Genomic DNA, 26,420 nt, shown 5'->3' with positions numbered 1-26,420 from the left:
AGGAGGATGATCATATGACTACATTGACAAAACAATCAATCAAAGAAGAAATTCAACAATATGCAGATGAAGTGATTGCGTTAAGACGACATTTTCATCAGTACCCAGAAGCTAGTTTAAAGGAATTTGAAACAATCAAACGAATCAAAGCAGAATTAAATAAGCTTGACATTCCTTTTGAAGAAGTCGGAAAAACTGGCGTACTTGGAACAATCGTTGGAGAAAAGCCTGGTAAAACAATCATTTTAAGAGCCGATATTGATGCATTGGAATTAGAAGACGCAACAGGAAAAGAGTATCAATCTAAATATCCAGGCTTGAATCATGCATGCGGTCATGACGGTCATACTGCAGCTTTATTAGGCGCTGCTAAAGTCTTGAAAAACCATAAAGACGATTTTGCTGGAACAATCAAATTAGCGTTTCAACCTGCAGAAGAAATTGGCGCTGGCGCTTGTCAGTTTGTCGCTGGCGGTTTTGTTGAAAATATCGATCAGGTTTTTGGCATCCATTTAGATTCAAGTGTTCCTGTAGGGAAATTGGTTGCGACTAAAGGTGCGACTAATGCCTCTTGTGATATTTTCAAGATTGAAGTTGAAGGGTTAAGCAGTCATGTGGCACAACCGAATGTTGGACGGGATGCTGTATTAGCTGCAGCAAGTATTGTAGTTGAACTACAAAAAATTGCTGCAAGAGAAGTTAGTCCCCTAGATCCAATCGTGGTCGGTATTGGTGTGCTTGACGCTGGCACTAGATATAACATTGTGGCTAACCATGCGAAAATCGAAGGGACAGTTCGAGCTTTTAGTCACGAAACGCGCGCCTTTGTTTTAAAACGTGTGGAAGAGATTGCGCATCAAATTGCTGAAGCTCATCGGACTAAAATTTCATCTTTCCATATCTACGATGCGGCAGGACCGTTGATCAATGATGATACTGCAACAGAGTTAGCTCAAAAAGTAGCAGCTGAAATTGTTGGCAGTGAAAATGTCGTGACCGATCATACAAAGAGTTTAGGCGCTGATGATTTTGCTGATTTTTTACAGAAAGCACCAGGCGTATATGGTCGAGTAGGAACTCGAAATTTAGATAATCCGGATACACAATATGGCCATCATCATGAAAAATTTGATATTGATGAAGCTGGATTGGCGTTAGCAACAGAATTTCATGTGCGTTATGCACTGACCTATTTACATTCTTTTGAATAATTTTTATAAAAGTATAAGGTTTTAAGAGTAATTGACGTTCAATCTTATACTTTTTCATTTTGTGAGGTAAGAAGACAGGTTTAGTGATCAGATATAGCACTATTCTTGCATTTCAAAACAATTATGTTAAACTATTTTTGTAAAGAAAGGTGATTAAGAATGTTTTTTCTTTCAGATAAATTTGTGAAAAGAAGCAGCTCCCGACAAATGAATGTGATGAAGCATTGTTGTGGAGCCTAATAAAATGAACCCTTCATCGTCTAAATCAATACTGAATTTTTGAGACTAAGCTGTAGTCTTATTTTGTGTTGTTTTTGGCGATGAACTTGATTTTTATAACGCTGAACAAAGGACAACGTGTTTCGTACGTTGTCCTTTGTTGATACTGACAAGGGATGAGATAGGGGGACCTATTTGATTGCTTGTTTTTTTGTCTGGATAAGCAAATACCTTTCAGCCTAACGTACGAGAACGTTGGAGCAAACAATTTTAATTTTGAATCAATAAAACAGATAATTACTACAATTTACCATTAAAGAGAAGCAAAGAGAGCAGAAAAATCTTTGCAATAAACGAAAAGAGGAAGAAAGATGAGTTTATTAACAATCGAACATTTAACCCAACGTTTTGGGGAGAAAATTCTTTATGAAGATGCATCACTTCGTGTCAATAAAGGGGATCACATGGGGTTAACAGGTCAAAATGGTGTAGGGAAATCTACTTTAATCAAGATTTTAACAGGGGAAATTTTAGCGGATGATGGAACGATCACGTGGCAAAACAATACGAAAATCGGTTACTTAGATCAATATGTGGAAGTGATTGGCAATAGTACGATTAACGAATTTTTACACCAAGCATACAAGCCATTATACGAAATTGAAGGAAAAATCAATGATTTATACACAGAATTTGGTGAGAATGGTGCAGATAAATTATTAGAGCGAGCAGGGAACTTGCAAAAACAGCTAGATGAAAGTGATTTTTATCAAATCGATACAATCATCAACGATCTTGCAAATGGTCTGGGTATTGAAGCAATCGGGTTGGAACGACCAATGAAAGAATTGAGTGGAGGACAACGATCTAAAGTTATTTTAGCGAAACTACTTTTAGAAGAACCAGATGTTTTATTATTAGACGAACCAACAAACTACTTGGATGACACTCATATTCAGTGGTTGATCCATTATTTAAATGATTTTGATGGAACCTTTATTTTAGTTTCTCACGATTATCACTTTTTAAATGCCGTAACGAATTGTATTTGTGATATTGAATTTGCTAAATTAACGAAATATACAGGAAATGTTGAAAAATCTTTTGCTCAAAAAGAACAAAACAAAGAAAGCTACTTAAAACAATACCATGTGCAACAAGCGAAAATCGAAAAAGCCGAAGCGTATATTCGGAAGTACAAAGCTGGAAATCGTGCTACAATGGCGAAAAGTCGTCAAAAACAATTAGACCGAGTAGAACGAATGGCACCTCCAGGCAGTTTGATGAAACCACAGATTCAGTTTCCTTACCAACCAATCGTTGCCAGCTTGTCCCTGATTACAGGTGGATTGACGATTGGTTACACTGAACCATTATTAGCGCCAATTAATCTATCTGTCCACAGTGGTGAAAAAGTGGCAATCAAAGGATTTAATGGCATAGGAAAATCGACATTGATCAAAACGTTGACAGGAAAGATCAAACCAATCGATGGAGAATATCACTATCCTGCAAACACAAAAATTGCTTATTTTTCACAAGATTTACTTTGGGAAAATGATTATTTAACACCCCTTGCTTTTTTAAGTAATTGCTTTCCAAAAAAAACAGTGAAAGAAATTCGAACGTATTTAGCGAAATGTGGCTTACCAGACAAATTAGTGAATCAACAATTGCGTCTACTAAGCGGAGGGGAACAAACGAAAGTGAAGCTATGTGAGTTGACAATGGAGTCTAGTAATCTTATTTTTTTAGATGAACCAACGAACCATATTGATGCAGCTGCAAAAGAAAGCGTACGTCAAGCGATTCAGCAATTTCAGGGAACGATTGTCATCGTTTCACATGAGGAGGAGTTTTATACTGATATTACAGACCGTGTGATCAATATTGAGGAAATGATACAATAAAAAAATTGCTTCTAACAATTTAGACCGTTAGAAGCAATTTTTTTATTTCATTAACCCATCATGGATTTTATCTAAATTCCATTTCATCATTGCATAATAGCTATCGCCATCTTCCCCTTTTTTAGCAATAGAATCAGTAAAAATCGTACTATAAATTGGCAAATATGTTTCTTTTGATACTCGTTCCATACTACGTTTGTCGACACTTGTTTCAACAAATAAAGCAGGTACTTTTGTTTTGTGGATTTGATCAATGATTTGTTTCATTTGATCGGGTGTTCCTTGGCTTTCTGTATTGATTTCCCAAATATAAGCAGCAGTCAGTCCATATGCTTTAGAGAAGTATTTAAAAGCCCCTTCACTGGTAACGAGTAATTTTTGATTTTCGGGAATATCTGCGAATTTTTCTTTGGCTTCTTTGTCTAGAGTGTTAAGCTTTTCGATGTATTCTTTAGCATTTTTTTCATAAGTTTCTTTGTTTTTTGGATCTTTTTTACTCAATGTGTCTCTGATCGATTCTACATAAGCAATCCCGTTTTGAATATCTAGCCATGCATGTGGATCTTGTTCGTCTTCTTTTCCAGCACTCGTTAAATACATGGGTTCGACTTTCTTACTTACAGAGAAAAAGTCTTCATCTTCTTTTTTCTTAGCGGTTTCCATTAGTTTATTGAACCAACCGTTACCACCTGTTTCTAAGTTTAACCCATTGAAGAATAAAACATCAGCTTCCGAAGCTTTAGCCACATCTTCAGGTAGGGGTTCATATTCATGTGGATCTGTTCCGACCGGCACAATACTATGGAGATTAACTAAATCTTCTCCAACATTTTCGACCATATCGGCAAGAATCGAGTTCGTGGCAACAACGTTGATCTTTTCTTTTTCTGAAGTATTGGCAGAGTTAGGTTGACAAGCGACTAGTAAAAATAAACTGGCTAGAGCAGTGATAAAAAGTATTTTTTTTCTCATAAAGTTGGTTCCTCCGTTTTCTGTTTATTGACAAAAAATAGTCCTTTTTTTGGTGAAAATAGAAAGGCAATAATAAAAAATGCTGCGGCAGTTAAAACGATCGTAGCCCCCGATGCTAAATTGTACGAATAGCTAAAGAATAGGCCGATAATCGAACTTAGAATTCCGAAAAGAGAAGCTAAGGCAATCATAGTAGGCAAGTGATTCGTCAACAAGTAAGCGGTAGCGGCAGGAGTAATCAGCATAGCAATCACTAAAATCGTTCCGACTGTTTGTAAAGATGAAACAGCAACGAGCGTTAATAAAAACATTAAAGCATAGTGGAAAAATTGAACATTTAATCCATAGGCTTGTGCCATTGTAGGATCAAAAGAAGTAATTTGTAATTCTTTATAGAAGATTCCGACAAAAATCAATACGATAATCCCCACGATCACAGTAATCAATATATCAGAATCACGAACAGCTAGAACATTCCCAAAGAGAATATGATAAAGGTCAGTCGAACTTTTAGCAAAAGAAATCATAATAATTCCTAAAGCAAAAAATGAACTGAAGACAACCCCAATAGCTGTATCGTTTTTTAACTGACTTTTTTGAGTGATAAATCCGATCAATAAAGCAGCTAGAATACCGAAAATCGATGCCCCAAAAATATAATTGACCCCAAACATATAAGAAGCTGCTACTCCTGGGAGTACGGCATGAGAAATTGCATCTCCCATCAAAGACATTCCTCGTAAAACAATAAATGAACCAATAATTCCTGAAACCAATCCAACGATGATCGAGGTGATCAAAGCATTTTGTAAAAATTGGTAACGAACCAAACCATCAATAAAATTTGCAATCATGCGTCAGCCACCCCTTTGATCATAATATCACCCATTGTGTCACCATAGGCTGATTGAATATTTTTGTTTGTAAACGTTGTTGCAACAGGACCACTAGCAATCAATTTTTTCTTTAAAATGATCACATTATCAAAGTAATGAGCAACTTTGTGAAGATCATGATGAACGATCAAAATCGTTTTTCCGGCATCTTTTAATTGTTTTAGAATATCCATGATCACTTTTTCGCTGGTCATATCGATGCCTACAAAGGGTTCATCCAAGACGATGACATCTGCTTTTTGAGCGAGAACGCGCGCAATGAATACTCGTTGTAATTGACCACCGGATAATTCACCGATTTGACGTTTGGCAAATGCCTCCAACTGAACGGTTTTGAGGGCTGCCAAAGCTTGTTCTTTTTCTTTCTTTTTAGGTCGTTTCATCAAACCCAGTTTCGGATATGTTCCTAAGAGAACGACTTCCATAACATTGATTGGAAAAGAAAGGTCTAATGCACTCCGTTGTTCTACATAAGCGATTCTCTTTTTCTGTGTATCCAGAGGTTGCTCTCCAATTGCTACAGTTCTGGAGTCTGTTTTAAGTAGACCTAGCAATCCCTTTAGAAATGTTGACTTTCCGGCTCCATTTGGACCGATGATCCCCGTTATTTTTCCAGCAGGAATGTTTAAAGAAATATCAGTTAGCGCTTTTTGACCTTGATAACTAACTGTTAACTGTTTGATTGTAACATTATTGTTATTTATAGACATAAAAAAACCTCCTTTTTAGGTTTGCCTTAAAATCAGTATAAGATAAACTTAAAATAAAATCAATCCATTTTTTAGGTTCGCCTAAAAATAAACGAAAAAAGAGGCCGGATACAACTCTACGAGTCATATCTCAGCCTAAAAGAATTCAAATAAACGATATAAGTAAAAGCAACGCCTTCGGAAATTAGCTCAAAAACACAACGAGGGACGTATTGATATTATACAGCATCTACTTGTTTTTCGGAGTTAATTACGTCTCTCTCAACTTCTTTATAGTAAAATTATTCGCTTTGATCGGATTCTAATAAGTCGAAAATTGAATCAGCTAATTTCGAATGGGAATCATTTTTTGGGTATTGATTTGATAATAAAATGACTGCATTTTTTCGGTCTTTTGAGAACATTGCATTTGATTCGAAACCTGCTTCGTTACCATGTCCTTTGATATGGGTTGCGAAATTGTATAATCCGCCCATATATTTTGTTTCAGTTTCAGGAGTCCAAACTTCTTCCATGATTTGTTGGTCAATAATTTTTCCTTCAAATAAGTCAGAGTAAAATAAATAAAGATCGCCGACGGTCATGCCAACATTTCCTGTTCCAACTTCTTGATCAAATGTTAATGGATTGTCATTGATTTGGGTGCCAAAATCTTTACCAGACGCTGGTTTATACGCATAGGTTCGATTCGAAGAGTGTATAAAGTCATCATAAAAGCATGTATGAGACAAATTTAGTCCTTGAATAAAGGTTTGCGTAAATAAAGTTCGATAAGACTGACCAGTCACTTGTTCTAGAATACCAACTAAAATGGAGTAATTAACTCCTTCATATTTATATTTTCCATAAACGCCCATAGTGGCATTGGCAATAGAAAACTGAATGAAATCATCATCCGTCATCAAAATAGTAGGCTTGACCTTTTGCTCTAATCCGGAAGTCATTGAGAGTAATTGGCGAATGGTTATTTTCTGGCTATCTGGAATTGTAGGATAAAATTGATCTAAAGTATCATCCAACGAAAGTTTTCTCGCTTGAACTTGCTTTAAAATAAGTGAAGCGGTAAAAGCTTTTTGAATCGAACCGATTTGAAAGGTAGCGTCATAAGTGTTCGGTCGACTTTCAGAAACATTGGCATAGCCAAAGCCTTTTTGCAATATGATTTGTCCGTTGTGAATAATTAAAGCTGTACCTGTAAACTGAATATCTTCTAGTTTTTGGTTTAGTTCTTCAGCAAAATCTGAACTGGGTTGAACTTCTTGATTAAAGTTTTTCGTTTGCTCTATATCTTGGGTATTTGAAGGAGAAGATTCAGTCATCATACTTGTTTCGCTTGAGTTGGTTTGCGATGAAGAATCAGGCTGGTTTTGATAGAACAAAAGATAACATTCTACCATGACCAAAAGAATCAAAACTAAAATGATGAATGCAGGGATAAAAGAATTTCTTTTTTTATGATGTTTTTTGTAATGCATGAGTTCAGGCACCTCCGATTATTAATTTATTTTACTTATATTTTGTTGAAACACAAGATGATCCTATAAGATTTTACGAACAGTTTTGTAAGCACAACTATTCTTCATTTAAAAGTCGATAGATTTTCAATTATTTTTCACAAGAAAGCAAAAGATTCATGATTTTTTTAGCAATCAATGTTAAAATAGAAACTGAAGTTTTTAACTATAGGAAAAGAAAAATACCTAGATCACGGAGGAAATCATGACCCAAAAATACAAGGATAAAACATTACGAATCTTTAGTTTGAATGCCAATCGCCCTTTAGCGGAGAAAATTGCTGAAGTTGTCGGGACTGAACTGGGAAAAAGTACGGTGCGCCAATTTAGTGACGGAGAGATTCAAATCAATATTGAAGAGAGTATTCGTGGGGACCATGTTTTTCTTGTTCAGTCAACCAACCTTCCAGTTAATGATAATTTAATGGAATTGTTGATCATGATTGATGCATTAAAACGAGCAAGTGCTAAAACAATCAATGTAGTGCTGCCTTATTATGGGTATGCTAGACAAGATCGTACGGCTAAGCCAAGAGAACCTATTACCGCAAAATTAGTCGCCAATTTATTAGAAGAAGCCGGAGCAACGCGTGTCTTGACCTTGGATTTACACACTGTTCAAGTCCAAGGATTCTTCGATATTCCAGTAGACAATCTATTCACAATGCCGTTATTCGCGCACAATTATCGTGAGCAACAGTTGACAGGTGACGATATCGTGGTTGTTTCACCTAAAAATAGTGGGGTGCAGCGTGCTAGAAGTTTATCGGAATATTTAGATGCGACACTTGCAATTATTGATCAAGATGAAGTAGATGGTGTACGTTCAGGTTACGTTATCGGAGAAGTCAAAGGTAAGACATGTATTTTAGTCGATGATATTTTAAATTCCGGTAGTACTATGGCAACAGCTGCTAAGATTTTAAAAGAAAATGGCGCCAAATCTATTTATGCTTGTGCGTCTCATGGTTTACTATCTAAAGGGGCTAAAGAGAGGTTAGATGCATCGCCGATCGAGCAAATTTGTGTAACGGACTCTGTTTTCATTTCTGAGGACCGCAAACCTGATGCTTTAAGTATCGTTTCTTGTGCGGAGCTTATGGGTGAGGCAGTTAAACGAATCCACGAAAATACGCCGATGAGTCCACTATTTCGTTTAGAAGAGAAATAAGACCGATTGAGTTAAATCAAGAAAGAAGTTCAGTTATTGTTTTATACTGGGCTTCTTTTTATCATTTAATAGAATGGAGTTGTACATGTGAAGGAACAGAAAAAAGGAATCTTATTTGGATTTATTGCGTATATATTTTGGGGGATCATCCCAATTTACTGGAAATTGCTACCTACAGTCGATCCGTTGGATATCTTATGCTATCGAATAGTTTGGTCATTTGTCTTTATGATTCTTTATATTTTGATCACTAGAAGATGGTCATTATTTTTAGCAGAAGTTAACGTTGTATTACAAGATAAGAAAAAATTATTCGCTATTATTTGCGCCGCTATGCTGATTTCAGTAAATTGGTTTACCTTTATTTATACGGTTAGCCAAGGACATGTTACACAAGCTAGCTTAGGTTATTATATAAATCCGTTAGTGAATGTGTTGTTAGCAACATTGATCTTGAAGGAAAAATTGAGTCGTTCGGGAATGATTGCATGTGGGTTAGCACTGTTCGGTGTTCTGTTATTAACGATTCAAACAGGAGAAATTCCATATGCGCCATTAATTATGGCGGTGACCTTCAGTTTTTACGGGTTGATCAAAAAAGGGATAACCGTAAGTTCATATACGGGTTTGACCATTGAGACAGTGGTTATTTTGCCAATAGCGGTCATTTATTTAGTCTTCTTTTCAAGCCAAGGATTTATGCACTATGAACTGTCTACTAATTTATTATTGATGGGAGCAGGCATCGTGACGGCTATTCCATTATTGCTATTTGCACAAGCAGCAAAACAAATTTCCTACATTATTCTAGGATTCATTCAATATATAGGCCCAACAATCATGTTGCTATCTGCACTTTTTTTATACCATGAACCCTATTCAGCAGAGCAATTTATCGCCTTTGGTTTTATTTGGTTAGCGATAGCAGTGTTTACGTATGGCAATATTTACACGTATCGCAAGGAAAAACGGTTCGCCAAGTGAGAAGCTTAAGAATCAATCTTTGAGGAACATTTCTAGTTATGTTAAACTAATCCCATTAAAAAGGATTCAGAAAGGACGAGTTTAGTGGAACCCATTTATTTAGATCACGCAGCAACAACACCAGCGCATCCAGCAGTTATTGAGATAATGGCCAGTGAATTGGCTAACACATTTGGTAATCCATCTAGTATCCATACATTTGGTAGAAAAGCACATCGTACCTTAGAAGATATCCGTCAAGTGATTGCAGCTAGTCTTAAAGTGAGCCCTCATGAAATTATTTTTAATAGTGGTGGGACTGAAGGGGATAACACAGCAATCATCGAAACGGCGCTTTCTAGAAAAAATCAAGGGATGCATTTGATCACAACGGCGATCGAACATCCAGCTGTTTTGGAAACCATGAAATATTTGGAAGAATTAGGTTTTGAAGTCACCTATTTACCTGTTGATGAACGTGGAGAATTGTCTATCACAGATTTCGAGAATGCCTTAAGAAAAGATACAACATTGGTTTCTGTGATGTACGGTAATAATGAAATCGGTAATTTGCTCCCAATCAAAGAAATCGGCGCTTTACTAGTATCACATCCAGCGATTTTTCATACAGATGCCGTACAAGCGTATGGTTCTGAACAGATTTCACCTCACGAATTAGGGATTGATTTATTAAGTATTTCTGCTCATAAAATCAATGGACCAAAGGGTGTGGGCTTCTTATTTAAAAATGACAACATTTCGTTGCCCTCATTTTTACATGGTGGCGAGCAGGAAGAAAAACGTCGGGCAGGAACGGAAAACTTAGCTGGCATTGCAGGTATGGGCAAAGCGGTTGAGCTTTTATCAGATAGTGAAAAAAAACAACGACATGAAAAATATGCTGATTTTGAGCGAATGATTTTAGCTCAACTAGATCAAGCTCAGATTGAGTATCAGGTCAATGGCAATCCTGAAAATAAATTAGCTCATATTCTAAACTTACGGTTTTCAGGTGTCTCAAGCGAGCTGTTATTGATGCATTTAGATCTTCAAGGTGTGGCAATCTCAACGGGATCGGCGTGTACGGCTGGCACAGTAGAGCCTTCTCATGTTTTAGAAGCAATGTATGGCGAGAACCATCCTGCAATCAAGGAATCTGTTCGGATCAGTTTTGGGTTAGGCAATGATGAAGTACAAATTCAACGTTTCGTAGCGCTATTGATCGAAACAATCAAAAAAATTAAACAGTAATGCAATAAAAATAAGATTAGAACTAGTAAAAAGAAAGCGCACCAATTATAATAGAAGAGACAAAAAATAAAGAGGTGGAAAAATGGCATTTAAAGAAAAGGCAACAGTCGAAGGTTGTACGGTATTTTATAAGGTAAATGAACAAGCAAAAAAATACACACTGAAAGATAATGGCTTCACTGAAACAAATTCAGGAAATTTTCAATTGATTCGTCCATTAGATGGGACACCCCAAAGTAAAGAAGGATTTAAATTAAAAATCACGATTGCTGAAGATCTGAAAACATTGAAAATGTCAGTAACAACTGCAAATGGATTAAAAGCAATGAATATCTTTAAGAGTGAATCTCATGCAATGAGTCAAGAGAAGTTTTATTTCTTGATGGATGGTATGATTAACCGCGGTGTGTTTGAGAAAGCGTAATGTTCAAATCCTGAAAATAAGACAAGGTCAAAAAGATCGAGTCTTATTTTTTTACTATCAAAATGAAGAAAGATTTTGCAAAGAAGGACGTTGTATTCTCTTAATACCTTTACTTCTTCCAAAATCCTAGTATAATAAGTATCACTGAAAAGTTACGACCTTCAAATCGTAGATGCATTCAGAATCTAAATTGAAATGATGGTGATCAAATGACAGATAACAGCAAAACTCGTGTCGTTGTGGGCATGAGCGGAGGCGTAGATTCTTCTGTTACAGCACTGCTTTTAAAAGAGCAAGGCTATGATGTTGTGGGTATCTTTATGAAAAATTGGGATGACACGGATGAAAATGGTGTGTGTACAGCTACCGAAGACTACAAAGATGTAGCAAAAGTTGCCGATCAAATAGGTATTCCTTATTACTCTGTAAATTTTGAAAAAGAATATTGGGATCGCGTATTTGAGTATTTCCTTAAAGAATATCGCTTGGGACGAACGCCAAATCCTGATGTGATGTGTAATAAAGAAATCAAATTCAAAGCCTTTTTGGAATATGCCATGCAATTAGGCGCAGATTATGTTGCAACTGGACATTATGCTCAAGTAGAACGAAAAGAAGATGGCACCGTACGTATGTTGCGTGGTATAGATAACAATAAAGACCAAACTTATTTCTTAAGTCAATTATCTCAAGCTCAATTGGCTAAAACCATGTTTCCTTTAGGCGGTATGGAAAAATCAGAAGTTCGAGCAATCGCTGAACGTGCTGATTTAGCAACAGCGAAGAAAAAAGATTCAACCGGGATTTGTTTTATTGGAGAAAAGAACTTCAAGCAATTTTTAAGTACCTATTTACCTGCTAACAAAGGAAATATGGTGACTTTAGATGGTGAAATCAAAGGACAACATGATGGTTTGATGTATTATACCATTGGGCAACGTCAAGGTTTAGGCATTGGCGGTGGCAAAGGTTCACAAGAACCTTGGTTTGTAGTGGGAAAAGACTTAGCAACGAATACATTATATGTTGGACAAGGGTTTCATCATGAACAATTATATGCAACGCATTTAGACGCAAGTGAAATCCATTTCACAGTCGATACAGAAATGCCAAGAGAATTTGAATGTACGGCGAAATTCCGCTATCGTCAAGAGGATATACCAGTCAAAGTTGTGTTAACTGGTGACGGAGCGACAGCGAAAGTGATTTTTTCTGAACCTGTTCGTGCCATCACTCCAGGACAAGCAGTCGTCTTTTATGATGGCATGGAATGTCTTGGTGGTGGCTTGATTGACCAAGCCTATCAAGAAGAAAAAATATTGCAATATATTTAATCAAAGCGGTTGGGACAGGAGTGTTTAATCCCGAAAAATAAGGAGGGATTGCTCCTGAACCCACCGTTTATAAGGATTCAATGTGAGCGGGATATGACTCAAAGAGTTGTCCTACTCATTTTTTTTAGTAATATAAGCTCTTGATTCAGGCGAAATAACAAGATAAATCATTGAAGCAAACTCGATCACACGAAATGCTAGCATAAGCATTTTAGGAAACATACTGACCATCATAGGAGGATAAATGTACATTAAAAAGATAAATGGAATGAAAAGAATGGAAATGATGTACCCTTTTTTACCACCCGTCATCAATCCGGCAATCTCAATAATGTAAATAAGATAGACAAATATCTGATACCAAACATCCGATCCAAATGTTCCATTTCCTTCGACCACCGTTTTTAGCGCTATGATCAATGAAATAATAAGTAAAATATTATTATATAAGAGTAAATAAATCGCAATCGAGTTCCAAAATACAGGTTTTTTCATAATAAGAAACGTTCCTTTCTATTCTTTCCATATTTTAGCAAATGCTATTTCTATTCGCAATCAAATAAAGTAGAAATTAAGTTTATTCTTTCGTACAGAATAACTTGTGGTGGAATAAAAAAACGCAAACGTTTAAACAAAAAGAATTTCACAAGCACTTAAGTTGAAAAGTTTTTGGGAAGTGACTAGAATAGCTCTTGTAGAAAGAATTGGAGTGATCGATCAATGTATCAAGTAGTTACCATGTACGGCGATAATGAACCTTGGTGGTTTTTTGAAGACTGGCAAGAAGATATTGAAGAAAATAAAACGTTTAATTGTTTAGAAGATGCCGAACGTTACTACATAAAAAAATGGCAAGAACTTTCTTCAACATATGAATACATAAATACAAAAGTGAATTATTTGGCAGCCTTTTGGAATGCTGGTGATGAACGCTGGTGCGAGGAATGTGACGAAGATTTGCAACAATACAAAGGAATAGCTTTGCTGAAAGACTTGCAGGCTGTAACATTTGAAAGTGGCGATGATTTTCATGAAAGGCATAATGACTGTGCTAAGCCGAAATGTTGTAAATCGAGTTTTGCTTAAATGAACCAATAAAGGGTTAGAAGAGTGAGAGAACAGAATTGTTTCTTACTTTTCTAACTTTTTATATTCTATTAGAGCAAACAACCGAGTAATCAAAAATCTGATTCACAGTATGAGCTGTACAAAAATTAGTTTGAAGACATGATTAATCTGTACAAACCCATTTGCCATTTTCCATGTTGCAAGATCCATGCTCGGACTCATTATTTTCGATTACTTCAATAATAGGTGTTTCTTTATCTTTGATCGTCTCGATAGCTTGGCTGATTTGGTCCATTGGTTGTGCACCGCTAATCAGATATTTTCCGTTAACGATCAATGCAGGGTCGCCTGTAAGTTGATAAGTATTAGCTAAAAGAAAATCGTCTTCAACTAAAGTTAGAGTAGCTGGATCAGTGAAGGTCTGTTGCCACTTTTTAAAATCAATCGAGCTAGCTTTTACGATGGACTCAATCACGTTTAGATCATCAATATTTTGGCTATTAACGAATAAGCCTGTCTGCAAAGCATCAAAAACAGACCAATAACCGGTCTGCCCTCCTACGACACCAGCTGCCTTTGAAGCAAGCAAACTGTTCATAGAGGTTAGGAAAAGAAAATCAGCCTCGTTCATTCCTTCGATATTAAAGCGATGGAGAGCATCATTTTGATTCGCATGAACCCAGTGGGATAAAATATCATTTTTTGCATTTTCTCTTGAGCCAAACATTTCCTCGTGACCTTTTGAATCTCTAGCTAAAGCAAAAGAGCGGTGTATAATTTTGACTTCAGGCATTTCTTTTTGAACTTGTCTCATTCTATAGGACATGGGAAAACAAAAACTGCAGATAACGTCGTGAAAAAATTTAATTGCAATCATAGCTTCTCCTTGATAATCATTATTTTATCTTACAATTAGTAAGTATATGCTCTTTTATAGGCATTTCAATGAAAAAGCGTAAATAAGAGGCGAAAAGAATAGGGAGAGTGTGGTAAAATCTACCTATTGACATTTTACAGATAAATTCAATTTACATAAGGAATACAGAAAGTGAGTGAATAAAATGGCGAATAAACAACTGATCATTGCTGAAAAACCGAGTGTTGCCAAAGATTTAAGTAAAGTACTTGGCGCCAATCAAAAAAATAAAAGCTACTACGAAGGCCCAAATGTCATTGTGACTTGGGCATTAGGACATCTGCTAGGATTAAAAATGCCGGAAGATATCAACAAAGAATGGCAGTCTTGGCAAATGGAGACTTTACCAATGGTACCCAAACATCTAGGGATCAAACCATTACCCAAAACGGGTCATCAATTAAAAGCCATCAAACAATTAGCGAACAGAAAAGATGTCACAGAAGCAGTTATCGCAACGGATGCTGGACGTGAAGGAGAACTTGTTGCTCGTTGGATTTTAGAATATGTTCATTTTAATAAGCCAGTTAAGCGTTTATGGATCTCTTCTCAAACAGACAAAGCAATCAAAGATGGCTTCAAAAAATTAAGACCAGCTAAAGAATATGACAACTTATATTATTCAGCCTTAGCTCGTGCAAAAGCGGACTGGTTAGTGGGATTGAATGTTACTAGAGCTTTGACTGTGAAGTATCAAGATAGCTTATCAGCAGGACGTGTACAAACACCAACCCTATCTTTGGTCCGTCAACAAGAAAAGAAAATCGAAGGCTTTAGACCGCAAACGTATTTTTCAGTGGAACTACACGTTCAAAAAGAAAAAGCTAAATTAGTTCAAAGTAATCCATATGCCTTAAAAGAACGCAATGATGTCGAATCCTTTGTAAAAAAATTAAACGAAGGCAAAGGAAAAGTAACTGATATTCAAGAAAAAACAAAGACAGAACAAGCACCGTTACCTTATGATCTAACCGAAATTCAAAGAGAAGCGAACCAACGCTACCAATTTTCAGCGAAGAAAACGCTATCGCTTGTTCAAAGTCTCTATGAATTTCATAAAATTGTGACGTATCCAAGAACGGATAGTAAATATTTAACAACGGATATGAAAGCTACTATGAAAGAACGCTTGCAAGCAGTCAGCGATTTTTCGCCAGAAGTTAAAACCTATATCAAAGACGGCGGTCAAGTGAAACTAACAAAAGTATTCCAAAATGAGAAGGTCACAGATCATCATGCCTTAATCCCAACAGAACAACGCCCACGCTATGAGAAGCTAAGTGGGGATGAACAAAAAATCTATAACATGATTGTGACTCGTTTCCTAGGGATGTTTGCAGAATCTCATCGCACGAAACAAACAAAAGTAATCGTGAATTTTGGCAAAGAACAATTTATCTTCCGTCAAAGTAAAGTTGAAGTTGCTGGCTGGAAACAAGAAAAAGAAGAAGTCGTTCCGTCTGTGGATTGGAAATTAGGCATGATCATACCGCCGAATTTCACTATAAACAAAGAACTCACTACGCCACCTAAACCTTTAACTGAAGGAACCTTACTCGGTTTGATGGAAAAACACAGCTTAGGAACGCCTGCTACACGAGCAGAAATCATTGAAAAACTAATCAAATCAGAATTGATGGAACGGAATACGAATGGGTTAAATGTTTCTCCGAAAGGGAAGCAATTACTAGAATTAGTCAATCCGTCATTGGTAACGCCAGAACTAACTGAAAAATGGGAAAAAACACTTGAAGCTATCGCCAAAGGCAAACAAAGTAGCACTGTTTTTCTAAAAGAAATCGAACAAGACACGAAAAAATTAGTCAACGAAATCAAACAAAGCGAAAGCAAATACCAAGACTTTTCGATCACGCAAAAGAAATGCCCAGAATGCGGCTCAAATTTACGTGAGAAAAATACCAAAGATGGAAAAATCTATGTTTGCTCCAACCAAGATTGTAGCTATCGCCGTAGAAAAGATCCAAAAGTATCTAATCATCGTTGTTCACAATGCCATCGAAAAATGGAAATCATCGATGGTAAAAACGGTTCATACTTCAAATGTAAGTACTGCTCAATCACTGAAAAAATGCAAGATAAAAAAGAACGTAGTAAAAAACTTACAAAACATGAAGAACGTAAGTTAATGAAAAAATACTCACAAAAAGAAGAACCAGAAGAAAGTGCATTAGCACAAGCGCTGAAAGCAGCGATGAAAAACGATTGATCACAAAAAATCCAACCATTAGCTATTCTTTTGGTTGGATTTTTTACGTTACAGTTCACTAAGCGGGTATTTTTTCCAAATATTTTGCTGGAATTCATTTACGTCATCCTCGGGATAAAAAGAAAAGAGCCATGAAAAATGCTCGATATACCATTCTTGATAAGGATCACCAGACCAAATATATCGGCCAACTAAAAAAGATACTGCAAGTTGTTCCCAAGAAGAAAAGTCTTGTACGACCAATTCGTTAAATGCAAGGATGTAGCGCCACGTTTCGTTTTCATCAAGATAGCCTAAATTATAACAATCTTTTGCCATGCTTGCGCCACGGATATAATCCCAACCACTAAGATTCGTAAAGTTGTAGATGATGTTGGGGTTGATGTAATCAATCTGTTTGCTGTGAATAGAATATGTAATTTGATTGACATTTTTGATCAATTCAGAGATTTCTTCTGTTAACTCAGCTGGATTACGTAGCTGAGCTATGAGGGCATTTTTTTGAGTGATGATAGTCTTGTCATTTCTATGACCAGAATGAAGCAACCAATCAAGTTGTTTTTTTGCAGAAGTCATATCAACAATTCCCCAAGACTCGTTTATATTCTCTTTTCCCTTTAGAGTATCTTCGGGTTTTTGCAGAAAAAACTTATTCAAGCATTCAACAGTCCGATAGGGATGAAGTGAAAATAACGCGCCCAGAGCCAGATATTTTCTTTTCTCTTCCGGTGCAATATGGTTAAATAGAAAATCTTCTTGTTGATTTTCTAAGGTTGAAGCAGAGCCAGATAAATTCCGTATAAAAATAAAAAGGCCAATGAGAAGTGATAGACCACCGCCTATCAAAACGTAACCTGCGTAACCAGTATTCCAATCAACATAGGTATCTTTTGTGAACCCCATAAAAAGGAAAACTAGCCCCAATAAAAGAAAGACTCCTGATTTACTTAGCGCACGTGAAAGACGAATATACAACAACATAATAGTACCTCCTTTTTTAAAAAATTATAACAAAAAGTTATATATTTGTACATATTAGCTTTACTTTACCGTCACTTCAGTGATATAAATAGAGTAAGCAGTTTCAGAGTGTAGAGTTTTTAAAAGTTAGACAACCATTTACGGTATGTTGAATCAATTACAAGTAATTGATCATATGAAAAAATTATTGTAGGCAAAATCTTACTATTAAGGAATATATTTATGAAATATCGACTAAAGTAAAAGTTGTTTCTAAATTAAGGAAGAAAAACTTTATTCAGACTGTTTTTTTTATATTCTATCATCTGAGCCTACTTTTCTTATTTTTCCCCAAGAACAAAGGAATATTTTGATGAAAATAGGACAGAAACATTTGTATTTTGTAAATAAAAGAGTATACTTTAGATTGGAATCATTCTAAAATTAATAAAAAGAGTTTCCGCGCACATATTGTATTTAGGTTTGTTTTATTCTGAGTTTTGATTCATTTTGGCAGCACCAACCAACTGCGCAAATGAATAATTATGTTGAATGAAATTAGCTTATTCTTTTTGTGGAGACAGTAAAAAAGGGGGATTATTGATGTTTGATATTGTAACATTAGCAAGATTCCAATTTGCAATGACAACAGTCTTTCATTACTTCTTCGTACCGTTTTCAATAGGATTAGCACTTGTAGTTGCAGTCATGGAAACGATGTATGTCGTGAAAAAAGATGAACGTTATCGCAAAATGGCGAAGTTTTGGGGCAACATTTTTCTATTAAGTTTTGCAGTCGGAGTTGTAACAGGAATTATTCAAGAATTCCAGTTTGGAATGAACTGGTCAGATTATTCACGCTTTGTTGGAGATATTTTTGGTGCTCCACTGGCAATCGAGGCGTTACTTGCATTCTTTTTAGAATCAACATTTTTAGGGTTATGGATCTTTACTTGGGATAAAGTAAGTCCTAAACTACATTTAACATTTATTTGGTTGGTGGTATTTGGTTCAATGATGTCTGCTTTCTGGATTTTAGCTGCAAACAGCTTTATGCAACATCCAGTGGGCTATACATTAAATAATGGTCGTGCTGAGTTGATCGACTTTGGAGCCGTAATTGGCAATCCAAAAGTGTGGTATGAGTTTACCCACGTTCTGTCTGGCGCAATTGTAATGGGCGGCATGATCGTTGCAGGTCTTGCAGCGTTCCAAATTTTGAAAAAACGTGATCTTAATTTCCACAAAACGTCTATGCGCATTGGGTTATGGATTGCTTTATTTGGTTCACTATCTGTTTTATTTACAGGGGACTTACAAATGAAAGCTTTGATCAATGATCAACCAATGAAATTTGCGGCAATGGAAGGCGATTATGAAGATTCTGGAGATCCAGCAGCTTGGACATTGATCGCATGGGCAGACGAAGCGCAGCATAAACAAGTATTTGGAATCCAAATTCCTTATATGCTAAGTATTCTTTCTTATAATAGTTTATCTGGTTCTGTTGATGGAATGGACACTGTGAATGAACGTTTGAAAGAACAGTATGGTGATGATAAAAATTATTATCCACCAGTCAACACATTATTCTGGAGCTTTAGAGTCATGGCTGGCTTTGGTGCATTGATGCTTTTAGTTTCAGCTTTAGGATTATTCTTTAGTCGCAAGAAAAAACCTTCACTTTATGAAAAACGTTGGATGGTTTGGATATTAGCATTGTGTACATTTGCTCCATTCTTGGCAAATACAACAGGTTGGTTGATCACTGAACTTGGTCGTTATCCTTGGACTGTTTATGGTCTATTCACGATTGAAGATAGTGTCTCACCAAATGTATCAGTGGCTTCATTATTAACATCGAATATTATTTACTTCATTCTTTTTGCTGGTCTAGGCTCAGTAATGGTTTACTTGATTACTGTAGAACTTAAAAAAGGCCCAGATTATGAAGAAAAGAAATTAGCAGAGGCGAACTCTACTGATGTAGATCCATTTGATAAGGAGGTCTTTGGCGAATGAGTACGTTGCAATTACTTTGGTTTGTCCTAATTGGTATTTTATTCTCAGGCTTCTTCTTTCTAGAAGGGTTTGACTTTGGCGTGGGTATGTCGGTTCAAACTTTGGCTCATGATGAAGAAGAGAAAGAACAAATCATCCAAACAATTGGACCGGTTTGGGATGGTAATGAAGTATGGTTATTAACAGCAGGTGGGGCGATGTTTGCTTCTTTCCCATACTGGTATGCTTCATTGTTTAGTGGTTTTTACTTGATTTTGTTTATTATTTTAGTTGGTCTGATCATTCGTGGAGTGTCGTTTGAATTCCGTCACCGTATGCCAGATGGCAAACGTCGTAGAATGTGGAACTGGACATTATCGATTGGTAGTTTTATCGTACCATTTTTCTTTGGGGTTTTATTCATTGATCTAGTTCAAGGGATGCCTCTTGATGTGAACGGAAATATGATGGCGTCATTTACAGATTATATCAATGTGTTTTCTGTTGTTGGTGGTGTTGCATTGTCCTTACTTTGCTACTTGCATGGTTTAAACTATATTACGCTTAAAACAGAAGGACCAGTTAGAGAACGTGCTCGCAATTATGCGTCATTCTTCTATTGGGTTTTATATGTTGGCTTAGTTGTGTTTGCAGCTTTGTTGTACTTTAAAACAGATTTCTTTGATAATCACTTTTTAGTGACAATGTTACTTGTTGTAGCAATTGTAGCATTGACAGTTGTTGCTAACGTTAGTGTCTTTAAGAAAAAAGAAATGTTGGCGTTTCTTGCTAGTGGTTTAACACTGATTCTTCTAGTGGCGTTATTATTTAGTGGTTTATTCCCACGAGTGATGATCGGTAGTGAAGGGTATTATGACATCTTGATCCAAGATGCTTCAAGTTCTCCTTACACATTGAAGACAATGACGTGGTTATCATTAACGATTCTACCATTTGTACTAGCGTATACAGGTTGGTCTTATTATGTCTTTAGAAAACGTATCAAACATCCAGCGATTGCTGCTGTGGGGTATGAAGGATGATTGATAAAGCCATCTTAAAAATGCCGAAAATCAAAAATATCATGATCTTGCTTGCAGGTTTTTCTTTCCTGCAAGCAGTATTTATTATAGGACAAGCATTTTATTTATCTAAAGCCGTTGTTGGGTTATGGGAAGGTGGTCAGCTACACGACCAGCTGTTGAATATTTTGGTGTTCTTTTTGTTTTACACTGGTAGACATGTCGTGACGTATCTTCGTGAGAAAATGTTAGACACCTTTAGTTATGAGCGGTCACGTGAATTAAGGGAAGCTTTGTTACAAAAGGTTTTCCGCTTAGGACCAACGGTGGTTCAAAAAAATGGTACGGGAAATATGATTACAATGGCGCTTGAAGGAATTAGTCAAGCGGAAAATTATCTTCATTTGATCTTGATGAAAATCATGAATATGATGATTATTCCGTGGATCATTTTGATTTTTGTTTTTATGTTGGATGTTCGTTCAGGGGTTGTTTTACTGGTTGTGTTTCCTATGATCATTATTTTTATGATCATTTTAGGCTATGCAGCGCAAAGTAAAGCGGATAAACAATACAAAGCTTTTCAAATTTTGTCTAATCACTTTATTGATTCGTTACGAGGATTGGATACGTTGAAGTTGTTTGGCTTGAGTAAAAAATACGCAAGTAGCATTTACAATACGAGTGAGCGGTTTAGAGAAGCAACGATGAGTACGCTAAAAATTGCGATTTTATCAACGTTTGCTTTGGATTTTTTCACAACGTTATCTGTGGCTGTTGTGGCAGTGTTTTTAGGATTGAGCTTGTTAGAAGGGGGGATTTTACTATTCCCAGCATTAACGACCTTGATTTTAGCACCAGAATTCTTCTTACCTGTTCGAGATTTTGCCAGTGATTATCACGCGACATTAGACGGGAAAAATTCATTCCAGGCAATTCAAGCTGTATTGGATTTACCAGAAATGACTGAAACGGATCGCCTTACTTTAGGGGATTGGACTGCATTAAGTGAAGTATCTGTTAAACAATTGACATTCCAATATGAAGAAGCAACTCATCCTGCTCTAAAAGGACTGGACTTTGCAGCAAGAGGGTATCAAAAAATTGGAATCATTGGTGCTAGCGGTTCAGGAAAATCGACGCTGATCAATGTATTGAGTGGATTTTTAGAACCTGATACACAAATGACTGAAATTGAAGTTGATGGGCAATCCATTCCTCATTTTTTACAAAAAGAATGGCAGAAGCAAGTCGTGTATATTCCGCAGTCTCCTTATATTTTCCAAGATACATTGGCAAACAATGTTCGTTTTTACACACCTGAAGCGACAGATGAACAAGTTTCAGCTGCAGTTCAATTAGTAGGATTAGAAACGCTTGTAGAAGAGCTTACGGATGGTTTAAGCACGGTGATCGGTGAAAGTGGCAGAATGTTAAGTGGTGGTCAAGCGCAGCGTGTAGCGCTTGCTAGAGCCTTTTTAGACAAAACACGTCGAATTTTATTATTTGATGAACCGACTGCTCATTTGGATATTGAAACGGAAGTGGAATTAAAAGAAAGAATGTTGCCATTAATGGAAGATCATCTTGTATTTTTTGCTACACACAGATTACATTGGATGGCCGAAATGGACTATATTTTAGTGATGGATAAAGGGCGACTGGTTGAGGCCGGAACTTTATCAGAATTGACCGATAAAAATGGTTATTATGTGAAATTAGTCAATCAAATGAGGGGGACAGAATAATGGAAAATACCCCAACAAATAAAGAATTATACCAAAAAGATAAATGGATCAAACCGTTTTTAAAAAAATACAAAGGATTATTATACTTAGCATTGGTTTTAGGTTTTTTGACTTTCTTCAGTGCAGGAGCGTTGATGTTTAACTCTGGTTATTTAATTAGTCGAGCGGCGTCACTTCCAGAGAATATTTTGATGATTTATATTCCTATTGTACTAACACGTGCGTTTGGGATTAGTCGACCAGTTTTTCGTTATATTGAACGTTTAGTTAGTCATAATTGGGTGTTGAAAATGACGTCTGATTTACGTTTGAAGCTTTATCTAGTATTAGAAAAAGATGCAATTTTCTTTAAATCAAAATACCAAACGGGTGATATTTTAGGGTTATTATCAGAAGATATCAATCATTTGCAGAATTTGTATTTACGTACGGTGTTCCCAACTGTGATTGCTTGGTTGTTATATATCTTTATCATTATTGGCCTAGGATTATTTTCTTGGTGGTTTGGGTTGTGTATGTTGCTAATGTTAGGTGTAGTGATTTTTCTATTGCCATTGATTTCAGTTTTAGTGAATGGCGCCAGACAAGAAAAACAAAAAGTGTCAAAAAATGAATTGTATAAAACGTTAACGGATAATATCTTAGGTGTTTCAGATTGGGTATTCAGTCAGCGTGGACAGGAATTTGTTCATTCTTATGAAAAAGAAGAAGCCAAATTACGACAGTTAGATGAACAAATCAAACGCTTCAATCGTTTTCGAGATTTTGTATTACAAGTGGCTTTTGGTGTAATCACTATTGCGATTTTAGCATGGGCGAGCGTTCGTTTTCCTGGAAATCACGGTGGTGCGGCAAATTGGATTGCGGCTTTTACACTGACCGTTTTTCCGTTGATTGACGCTTTTGCACCGCTACCCGACGCAGCGCAAGAAACGAATATTTACAAGGATTCAATCAAACGTTTAAATGATTTGCCGGAATTAGAAGAAAACCAAGTTGTAACAAAAGAAATCTCAATCACAGATGCGGAAATTAAAATTAGCGATGTTTCTTTTTCGTATGCTGGAACAACTAAACAAGTGTTAGAAAACATAGAGTTAACGATTCATACAAAAGAAAAATTAGCGATTTTAGGTCGTAGTGGTTCAGGGAAAAGTACTCTAGCAACATTGATTCGTGGAGATTTACAACCTGATAAAGGATCGATTACATTGGGTGGACTACCGACTTATGAATTTGGGGATCAAATTACGAAATCAATCGGTGTGATTCATCAAGCACCGTATCTTTTTAGAACAACGATTTTAAATAATGTCCGAATCGGCCGAGAAGAAGCCTCTGAAGAAGAGGTTTGGCAAGTATTGGATAAAGTTGGTTTGAAAGAAATGATCGAAGGTCTTCCAGAGGGACTATTAACGATGGTAGATGAAGCTGGTTTACGTTTTTCCGGTGGTGAACGTCATCGATTAGCGCTAGCTCGTATTTTACTTCAGGATACACCAGTGGTATTGTTGGATGAACCAACGACAGGACTGGATCCAATCACAGAACAACATTTATTAGATACATTCTTTGAGGCATTAGAAGACAAAACCATTATTTGGATCACTCATCATTTACAAGGGGTTCACAAAATGGATCGAGTGATATTTATTGAAGATGGACAACTAGAGATGAGTGGTTCTCCAGAAGAGTTATTAGCGACAAATCAGCATTACCAACAGCTTTATGCCATTGATCGTGGAACAAATCACCGTTAATGAAACTAAAAAAGATGAGGCTGGGATATAACTCTATGAGTCACATCTCAGCCTCAATAACTTTAACGAACTACTTCTGTTTTAACTTCATTCGTTTAAAAAGTGAAGTTGAGTATCAAAAAGAGCGTTGCAGTAATAAATCTGTCAACAAAGTTAATTGTTCTTTCCCTAGACAATTTGGTAATTTTTCGATGTCAGTCAAGGCTTTTTCAGTGACACGTCGCGCAAATACTTTGGCATCATTGACGCCATCTAGCTCATGAACCAGTTGAGCTGTTTCAATTGCTTGTTCGGCTGTGATAGCAGCCCCTTTCTCTAAGTAAACGGCAAAGCGTTCGGGCGCTTTTTGCATTGCATAAATCAAAGGCAATGTATAGACACCTTGTGCCAGATCCTCTAAAATTGGTTTTTTCAAGGTTTTTACATCTGCTGTATAGTCTAAGATATCATCATAGATCTGAAAAGCAATTCCAATATGCCGACCAATTCGTTTGGCTAAGCGTTGTACCTCTGGACAAGCGTAACCAAAATGAGCGCCTTCCAGACAGCTTAGAGAAAATAATTCAGCTGTTTTTCCATTGACACTTCGTAAGTAATCGGAAATACTCATGTCTGTTTTGTAGCGTGTGTGCATTTGATCTAATTCACCAAGTAGAAGTCGTTTCATTGCAGAAGCGTTTGTATGTAGAAAATCAGAGCCATTCATCGTTTCGGCTAGTAATTCAAAGAATTCAGTAAACAATAAATCTCCTGTGTAAACAGCAATATCTTTACCATAGCGGGATTGAATCGTCACAGCTCCTCTACGCAGTGGAGAGTCATCTATGATATCGTCATGTATCAATGTCGCCATGTGTAGAATTTCGATAGAAGCGGCGATTTTAATCAGTTGTGTGCGGTCTTGTTTTTGCTCATCGCCGATTTGGGTAAATAAAAAAAAGAAAGCTGGGCGTAGTAATTTACCGCCTGAACTGGTTAACTCGATCAGAGCGGCTTCGATATCTTTGTTTCGTATTTTAACTTGATGTTTGATCAGTTCACAAGTTTCATTTAATTGTTGTTGGATAATAGGAAATTCTTTCCAAAAATCATTCATAACACAATAGTCCTTTCAGTAATTCAATACTATTGATTGTATACGATGTTAGTGATGAAATACAAGTAAATTATTCTGTGAGCATAAAACTAAATATTGTAGGGAGAGAGGAGTATACTTTGAATAGAGAAGTATTTTTTGAATTAGTTGAACTAAAAGCAAAGACAGCCAGTATTTTGCCCTTTCTTTTGGGAATTTGTTTTAGTTGGTATCATTATGGACATTTACATTTAGGGTATGTTCTTATTTATTTTATTGCGATGTTTATTTTCAATATGGCTGTTGATATTTTAGATAACTATAATGATTACCATCATGCTAAAGACGGGCATGATTACAAACAGAAGACGAATATCATTGGGCGAGAAAATTTATCTTTGCCGATGATTCGTCGTTGGATCATTTGGATGGTGGCCATTTCTGCATTGATGGGGATTGGTCTGTCTATGATTGTCGGTTGGCCATTGTTATGGTTAGGACTGTATTGCTACTTGATTGGCATCTTTTATTCTTCTGGACCTAAACCATTATCAAGCTTACCTTTGGGTGAATTCTTTTCGGGATTTACGATGGGGTTTATGATCATGTTGATTTGTGTCTATATCAATACATTTGATTCATTTCAGTGGACATGGGGCAATCTTGGCAGTATCTTCTTAGTGTCGCTACCCAATACTTGTTTGATTGCCAATTTAATGTTGGCGAATAATATTTGTGATTTAGAAGAAGACGAAATGAACCATCGTTTTACCTTAGTTCATTATCTAGGGAAAAAAACGTCGATTGGTTTATTTGTGGGGTTGATCGTGATCGCCTTTGCTTCGATCGTGTTAAGCGTTGTATTAGGGTTAACACCGATTACGATGTTGCTCACGCTTTTGGTCGTGCCATTTATTTGGAAACAAACAAAGGTATTTTTACACGAACAAGTCAAAACAAAAACTTTTATCTGCGCTGTGAAAATTTTAGCAGTCGGAGCATTAGCACAAGTTGTATTTTTTGCCATAGGATTATGGCTTAAATAATAAAATAAAAAGGTTAAGAGGG

22 protein-coding genes are annotated in these 26,420 nt (G+C 36.4%); 14 read left to right on the top strand and 8 right to left on the bottom strand.

What is annotated here, in order from left to right; genetic code table 11:
* Nucleotides 1-14: 14 nt before the first annotated feature.
* Both IGJ34_RS11130 and IGJ34_RS11125 read left to right on the top strand, forming a co-directional pair.
* A complete protein-coding gene (locus IGJ34_RS11130; RefSeq protein ID WP_430597472.1) occupies nt 15-1,211 on the top strand; it encodes an amidohydrolase in 1,197 nt (398 codons plus the stop codon).
* Between the two features lie 590 nt (nt 1,212-1,801).
* Nucleotides 1,802-3,340 (top strand): ABC-F family ATP-binding cassette domain-containing protein, encoded by a 1,539-nt coding sequence (locus IGJ34_RS11125; protein WP_430597471.1) that lies wholly within the window; start codon nt 1,802-1,804, stop codon nt 3,338-3,340.
* 42 nt (nt 3,341-3,382) lie between these two features.
* On the opposite strand, the gene IGJ34_RS11120 is transcribed toward IGJ34_RS11125, so the two are convergent.
* The 4 genes from IGJ34_RS11120 to IGJ34_RS11105 form a co-directional block, all read right to left on the bottom strand.
* Complete coding sequence (locus tag IGJ34_RS11120) at nt 3,383-4,312, bottom strand: metal ABC transporter substrate-binding protein (RefSeq protein WP_430597470.1); 930 nt, start codon at nt 4,310-4,312, stop codon at nt 3,383-3,385.
* Nucleotides 4,309-5,166 (bottom strand): metal ABC transporter permease, encoded by an 858-nt coding sequence (locus IGJ34_RS11115; RefSeq protein WP_069655128.1) that lies wholly within the window; start codon nt 5,164-5,166, stop codon nt 4,309-4,311. The genes IGJ34_RS11120 and IGJ34_RS11115 overlap by 4 nt, the downstream gene beginning before the upstream one ends.
* Nucleotides 5,163-5,918: a metal ABC transporter ATP-binding protein gene (locus IGJ34_RS11110; protein ID WP_111247237.1), complete on the bottom strand. Its 756-nt coding sequence runs from the start codon at nt 5,916-5,918 to the stop codon at nt 5,163-5,165. The genes IGJ34_RS11115 and IGJ34_RS11110 overlap by 4 nt, the downstream gene beginning before the upstream one ends.
* Nucleotides 5,919-6,199: 281 nt before the next feature.
* Nucleotides 6,200-7,393, bottom strand: a complete 1,194-nt coding sequence (locus IGJ34_RS11105) for a serine hydrolase domain-containing protein (protein ID WP_069655130.1) — start codon at nt 7,391-7,393, stop codon at nt 6,200-6,202.
* 244 nt (nt 7,394-7,637) lie between these two features.
* Here IGJ34_RS11105 and IGJ34_RS11100 point away from each other — a divergent pair, with 244 nt between their 5' ends.
* The 5 genes from IGJ34_RS11100 (at nt 7,638) to mnmA (ending at nt 12,575) form a co-directional block, all read left to right on the top strand.
* Nucleotides 7,638-8,603 carry a ribose-phosphate diphosphokinase gene (locus IGJ34_RS11100; RefSeq protein ID WP_069655131.1) on the top strand — a complete coding sequence of 322 codons (966 nt, stop codon included), beginning with the start codon at nt 7,638-7,640 and terminating at the stop codon, nt 8,601-8,603.
* A gap of 87 nt (nt 8,604-8,690) precedes the next feature.
* Nucleotides 8,691-9,587, top strand: coding sequence for an EamA family transporter RarD (rarD, locus tag IGJ34_RS11095; protein WP_430597469.1), 897 nt, complete (start codon nt 8,691-8,693; stop codon nt 9,585-9,587).
* 84 nt (nt 9,588-9,671) lie between these two features.
* Complete coding sequence (locus IGJ34_RS11090; protein WP_430597468.1) at nt 9,672-10,817, top strand: cysteine desulfurase family protein; 1,146 nt, start codon at nt 9,672-9,674, stop codon at nt 10,815-10,817.
* Between the two features lie 82 nt (nt 10,818-10,899).
* The gene (locus tag IGJ34_RS11085) at nt 10,900-11,241 is read left to right on the top strand and encodes a DUF1831 domain-containing protein (RefSeq protein WP_430597467.1); all 342 of its coding nucleotides are present in this window, start codon (nt 10,900-10,902) and stop codon (nt 11,239-11,241) included.
* A gap of 209 nt (nt 11,242-11,450) precedes the next feature.
* Nucleotides 11,451-12,575, top strand: coding sequence for a tRNA 2-thiouridine(34) synthase MnmA (gene mnmA, locus IGJ34_RS11080; RefSeq protein ID WP_069655135.1), 1,125 nt, complete (start codon nt 11,451-11,453; stop codon nt 12,573-12,575).
* 111 nt (nt 12,576-12,686) lie between these two features.
* Here mnmA and IGJ34_RS11075 read toward each other — a convergent pair whose 3' ends face one another.
* Nucleotides 12,687-13,070, bottom strand: coding sequence for a hypothetical protein (locus IGJ34_RS11075; RefSeq protein ID WP_069655136.1), 384 nt, complete (start codon nt 13,068-13,070; stop codon nt 12,687-12,689).
* 225 nt (nt 13,071-13,295) lie between these two features.
* Between IGJ34_RS11075 and IGJ34_RS11070 the strand changes: the two genes are divergently transcribed.
* Complete coding sequence (locus tag IGJ34_RS11070; protein ID WP_069655137.1) at nt 13,296-13,661, top strand: DUF1033 family protein; 366 nt, start codon at nt 13,296-13,298, stop codon at nt 13,659-13,661.
* Nucleotides 13,662-13,806: 145 nt separating this feature from the next.
* On the opposite strand, the gene IGJ34_RS11065 is transcribed toward IGJ34_RS11070, so the two are convergent.
* Nucleotides 13,807-14,520, bottom strand: a complete 714-nt coding sequence (locus IGJ34_RS11065) for a DsbA family oxidoreductase (RefSeq protein WP_430597466.1) — start codon at nt 14,518-14,520, stop codon at nt 13,807-13,809.
* Nucleotides 14,521-14,704: 184 nt separating this feature from the next.
* On the opposite strand from IGJ34_RS11065, the gene IGJ34_RS11060 reads away from it, so the two are divergent.
* Nucleotides 14,705-16,786 carry a DNA topoisomerase III gene (locus IGJ34_RS11060; RefSeq protein WP_430597465.1) on the top strand — a complete coding sequence of 694 codons (2,082 nt, stop codon included), beginning with the start codon at nt 14,705-14,707 and terminating at the stop codon, nt 16,784-16,786.
* 48 nt (nt 16,787-16,834) lie between these two features.
* Here the strand turns inward: IGJ34_RS11060 and IGJ34_RS11055 are convergent, their stop codons facing one another.
* Complete coding sequence (locus IGJ34_RS11055) at nt 16,835-17,767, bottom strand: DUF1266 domain-containing protein (protein ID WP_206849412.1); 933 nt, start codon at nt 17,765-17,767, stop codon at nt 16,835-16,837.
* A gap of 582 nt (nt 17,768-18,349) precedes the next feature.
* Here IGJ34_RS11055 and IGJ34_RS11050 point away from each other — a divergent pair.
* Genes IGJ34_RS11050 through cydC form a run of 4 tightly spaced genes read left to right on the top strand, consistent with a single transcriptional unit; the run spans nt 18,350 to nt 24,277 of the window.
* Nucleotides 18,350-19,768, top strand: a complete 1,419-nt coding sequence (locus IGJ34_RS11050; RefSeq protein WP_069655140.1) for a cytochrome ubiquinol oxidase subunit I — start codon at nt 18,350-18,352, stop codon at nt 19,766-19,768.
* Nucleotides 19,765-20,790: a cytochrome d ubiquinol oxidase subunit II gene (gene cydB / locus IGJ34_RS11045; protein WP_206837333.1), complete on the top strand. Its 1,026-nt coding sequence runs from the start codon at nt 19,765-19,767 to the stop codon at nt 20,788-20,790. Before IGJ34_RS11050 ends, cydB begins: the two co-directional genes overlap by 4 nt.
* Nucleotides 20,787-22,517 (top strand): thiol reductant ABC exporter subunit CydD, encoded by a 1,731-nt coding sequence (gene cydD / locus IGJ34_RS11040; protein WP_430597464.1) that lies wholly within the window; start codon nt 20,787-20,789, stop codon nt 22,515-22,517. The genes cydB and cydD overlap by 4 nt, the downstream gene beginning before the upstream one ends.
* Entirely contained in the window at nt 22,517-24,277 is a 1,761-nt protein-coding gene (gene cydC, locus IGJ34_RS11035; protein ID WP_181429439.1) for a thiol reductant ABC exporter subunit CydC, read from the top strand. The genes cydD and cydC overlap by 1 nt, the downstream gene beginning before the upstream one ends.
* Before the next feature lie 115 nt (nt 24,278-24,392).
* On the opposite strand, the gene IGJ34_RS11030 is transcribed toward cydC, so the two are convergent.
* Nucleotides 24,393-25,373 carry a polyprenyl synthetase family protein gene (locus IGJ34_RS11030; protein WP_430597463.1) on the bottom strand — a complete coding sequence of 327 codons (981 nt, stop codon included), beginning with the start codon at nt 25,371-25,373 and terminating at the stop codon, nt 24,393-24,395.
* A gap of 119 nt (nt 25,374-25,492) precedes the next feature.
* Here IGJ34_RS11030 and IGJ34_RS11025 point away from each other — a divergent pair, with 119 nt between their 5' ends.
* Nucleotides 25,493-26,398: a prenyltransferase gene (locus IGJ34_RS11025; RefSeq protein WP_206849409.1), complete on the top strand. Its 906-nt coding sequence runs from the start codon at nt 25,493-25,495 to the stop codon at nt 26,396-26,398.
* Nucleotides 26,399-26,420 lie beyond the last annotated feature (22 nt).

This window comes from Enterococcus sp. AZ177 (assembly GCF_050544585.1).
Taxonomy (GTDB): Bacteria; Bacillota; Bacilli; order Lactobacillales; family Enterococcaceae; genus Enterococcus_L; species Enterococcus_L plantarum.
This window is presented reverse-complemented; position numbering and strand designations above follow the sequence as displayed.

What these genes read in the sequence shown, in the direction of transcription:
- IGJ34_RS11130 (WP_430597472.1), top strand. Translation starts at nt 15, where the DNA reads ATGACTACATTGACAAAACAATCAATCAAAGAAGAAATTCAACAATAT.
- IGJ34_RS11125 (WP_430597471.1), top strand. Translation starts at nt 1,802, where the DNA reads ATGAGTTTATTAACAATCGAACATTTAACCCAACGTTTTGGGGAGAAA.
- IGJ34_RS11120 (WP_430597470.1), bottom strand. Translation starts at nt 4,312, where the DNA reads ATGAGAAAAAAAATACTTTTTATCACTGCTCTAGCCAGTTTATTTTTA.
- IGJ34_RS11115 (WP_069655128.1), bottom strand. Translation starts at nt 5,166, where the DNA reads ATGATTGCAAATTTTATTGATGGTTTGGTTCGTTACCAATTTTTACAA.
- IGJ34_RS11110 (WP_111247237.1), bottom strand. Translation starts at nt 5,918, where the DNA reads ATGTCTATAAATAACAATAATGTTACAATCAAACAGTTAACAGTTAGT.
- IGJ34_RS11105 (WP_069655130.1), bottom strand. Translation starts at nt 7,393, where the DNA reads ATGCATTACAAAAAACATCATAAAAAAAGAAATTCTTTTATCCCTGCA.
- IGJ34_RS11100 (WP_069655131.1), top strand. Translation starts at nt 7,638, where the DNA reads ATGACCCAAAAATACAAGGATAAAACATTACGAATCTTTAGTTTGAAT.
- IGJ34_RS11085 (WP_430597467.1), top strand. Translation starts at nt 10,900, where the DNA reads ATGGCATTTAAAGAAAAGGCAACAGTCGAAGGTTGTACGGTATTTTAT.
- mnmA (WP_069655135.1), top strand. Translation starts at nt 11,451, where the DNA reads ATGACAGATAACAGCAAAACTCGTGTCGTTGTGGGCATGAGCGGAGGC.
- IGJ34_RS11075 (WP_069655136.1), bottom strand. Translation starts at nt 13,070, where the DNA reads ATGAAAAAACCTGTATTTTGGAACTCGATTGCGATTTATTTACTCTTA.
- IGJ34_RS11070 (WP_069655137.1), top strand. Translation starts at nt 13,296, where the DNA reads ATGTATCAAGTAGTTACCATGTACGGCGATAATGAACCTTGGTGGTTT.
- IGJ34_RS11065 (WP_430597466.1), bottom strand. Translation starts at nt 14,520, where the DNA reads ATGATTGCAATTAAATTTTTTCACGACGTTATCTGCAGTTTTTGTTTT.
- IGJ34_RS11060 (WP_430597465.1), top strand. Translation starts at nt 14,705, where the DNA reads ATGGCGAATAAACAACTGATCATTGCTGAAAAACCGAGTGTTGCCAAA.
- IGJ34_RS11055 (WP_206849412.1), bottom strand. Translation starts at nt 17,767, where the DNA reads ATGTTGTTGTATATTCGTCTTTCACGTGCGCTAAGTAAATCAGGAGTC.
- IGJ34_RS11050 (WP_069655140.1), top strand. Translation starts at nt 18,350, where the DNA reads ATGTTTGATATTGTAACATTAGCAAGATTCCAATTTGCAATGACAACA.
- cydB (WP_206837333.1), top strand. Translation starts at nt 19,765, where the DNA reads ATGAGTACGTTGCAATTACTTTGGTTTGTCCTAATTGGTATTTTATTC.
- cydD (WP_430597464.1), top strand. Translation starts at nt 20,787, where the DNA reads ATGATTGATAAAGCCATCTTAAAAATGCCGAAAATCAAAAATATCATG.
- cydC (WP_181429439.1), top strand. Translation starts at nt 22,517, where the DNA reads ATGGAAAATACCCCAACAAATAAAGAATTATACCAAAAAGATAAATGG.
- IGJ34_RS11030 (WP_430597463.1), bottom strand. Translation starts at nt 25,373, where the DNA reads ATGAATGATTTTTGGAAAGAATTTCCTATTATCCAACAACAATTAAAT.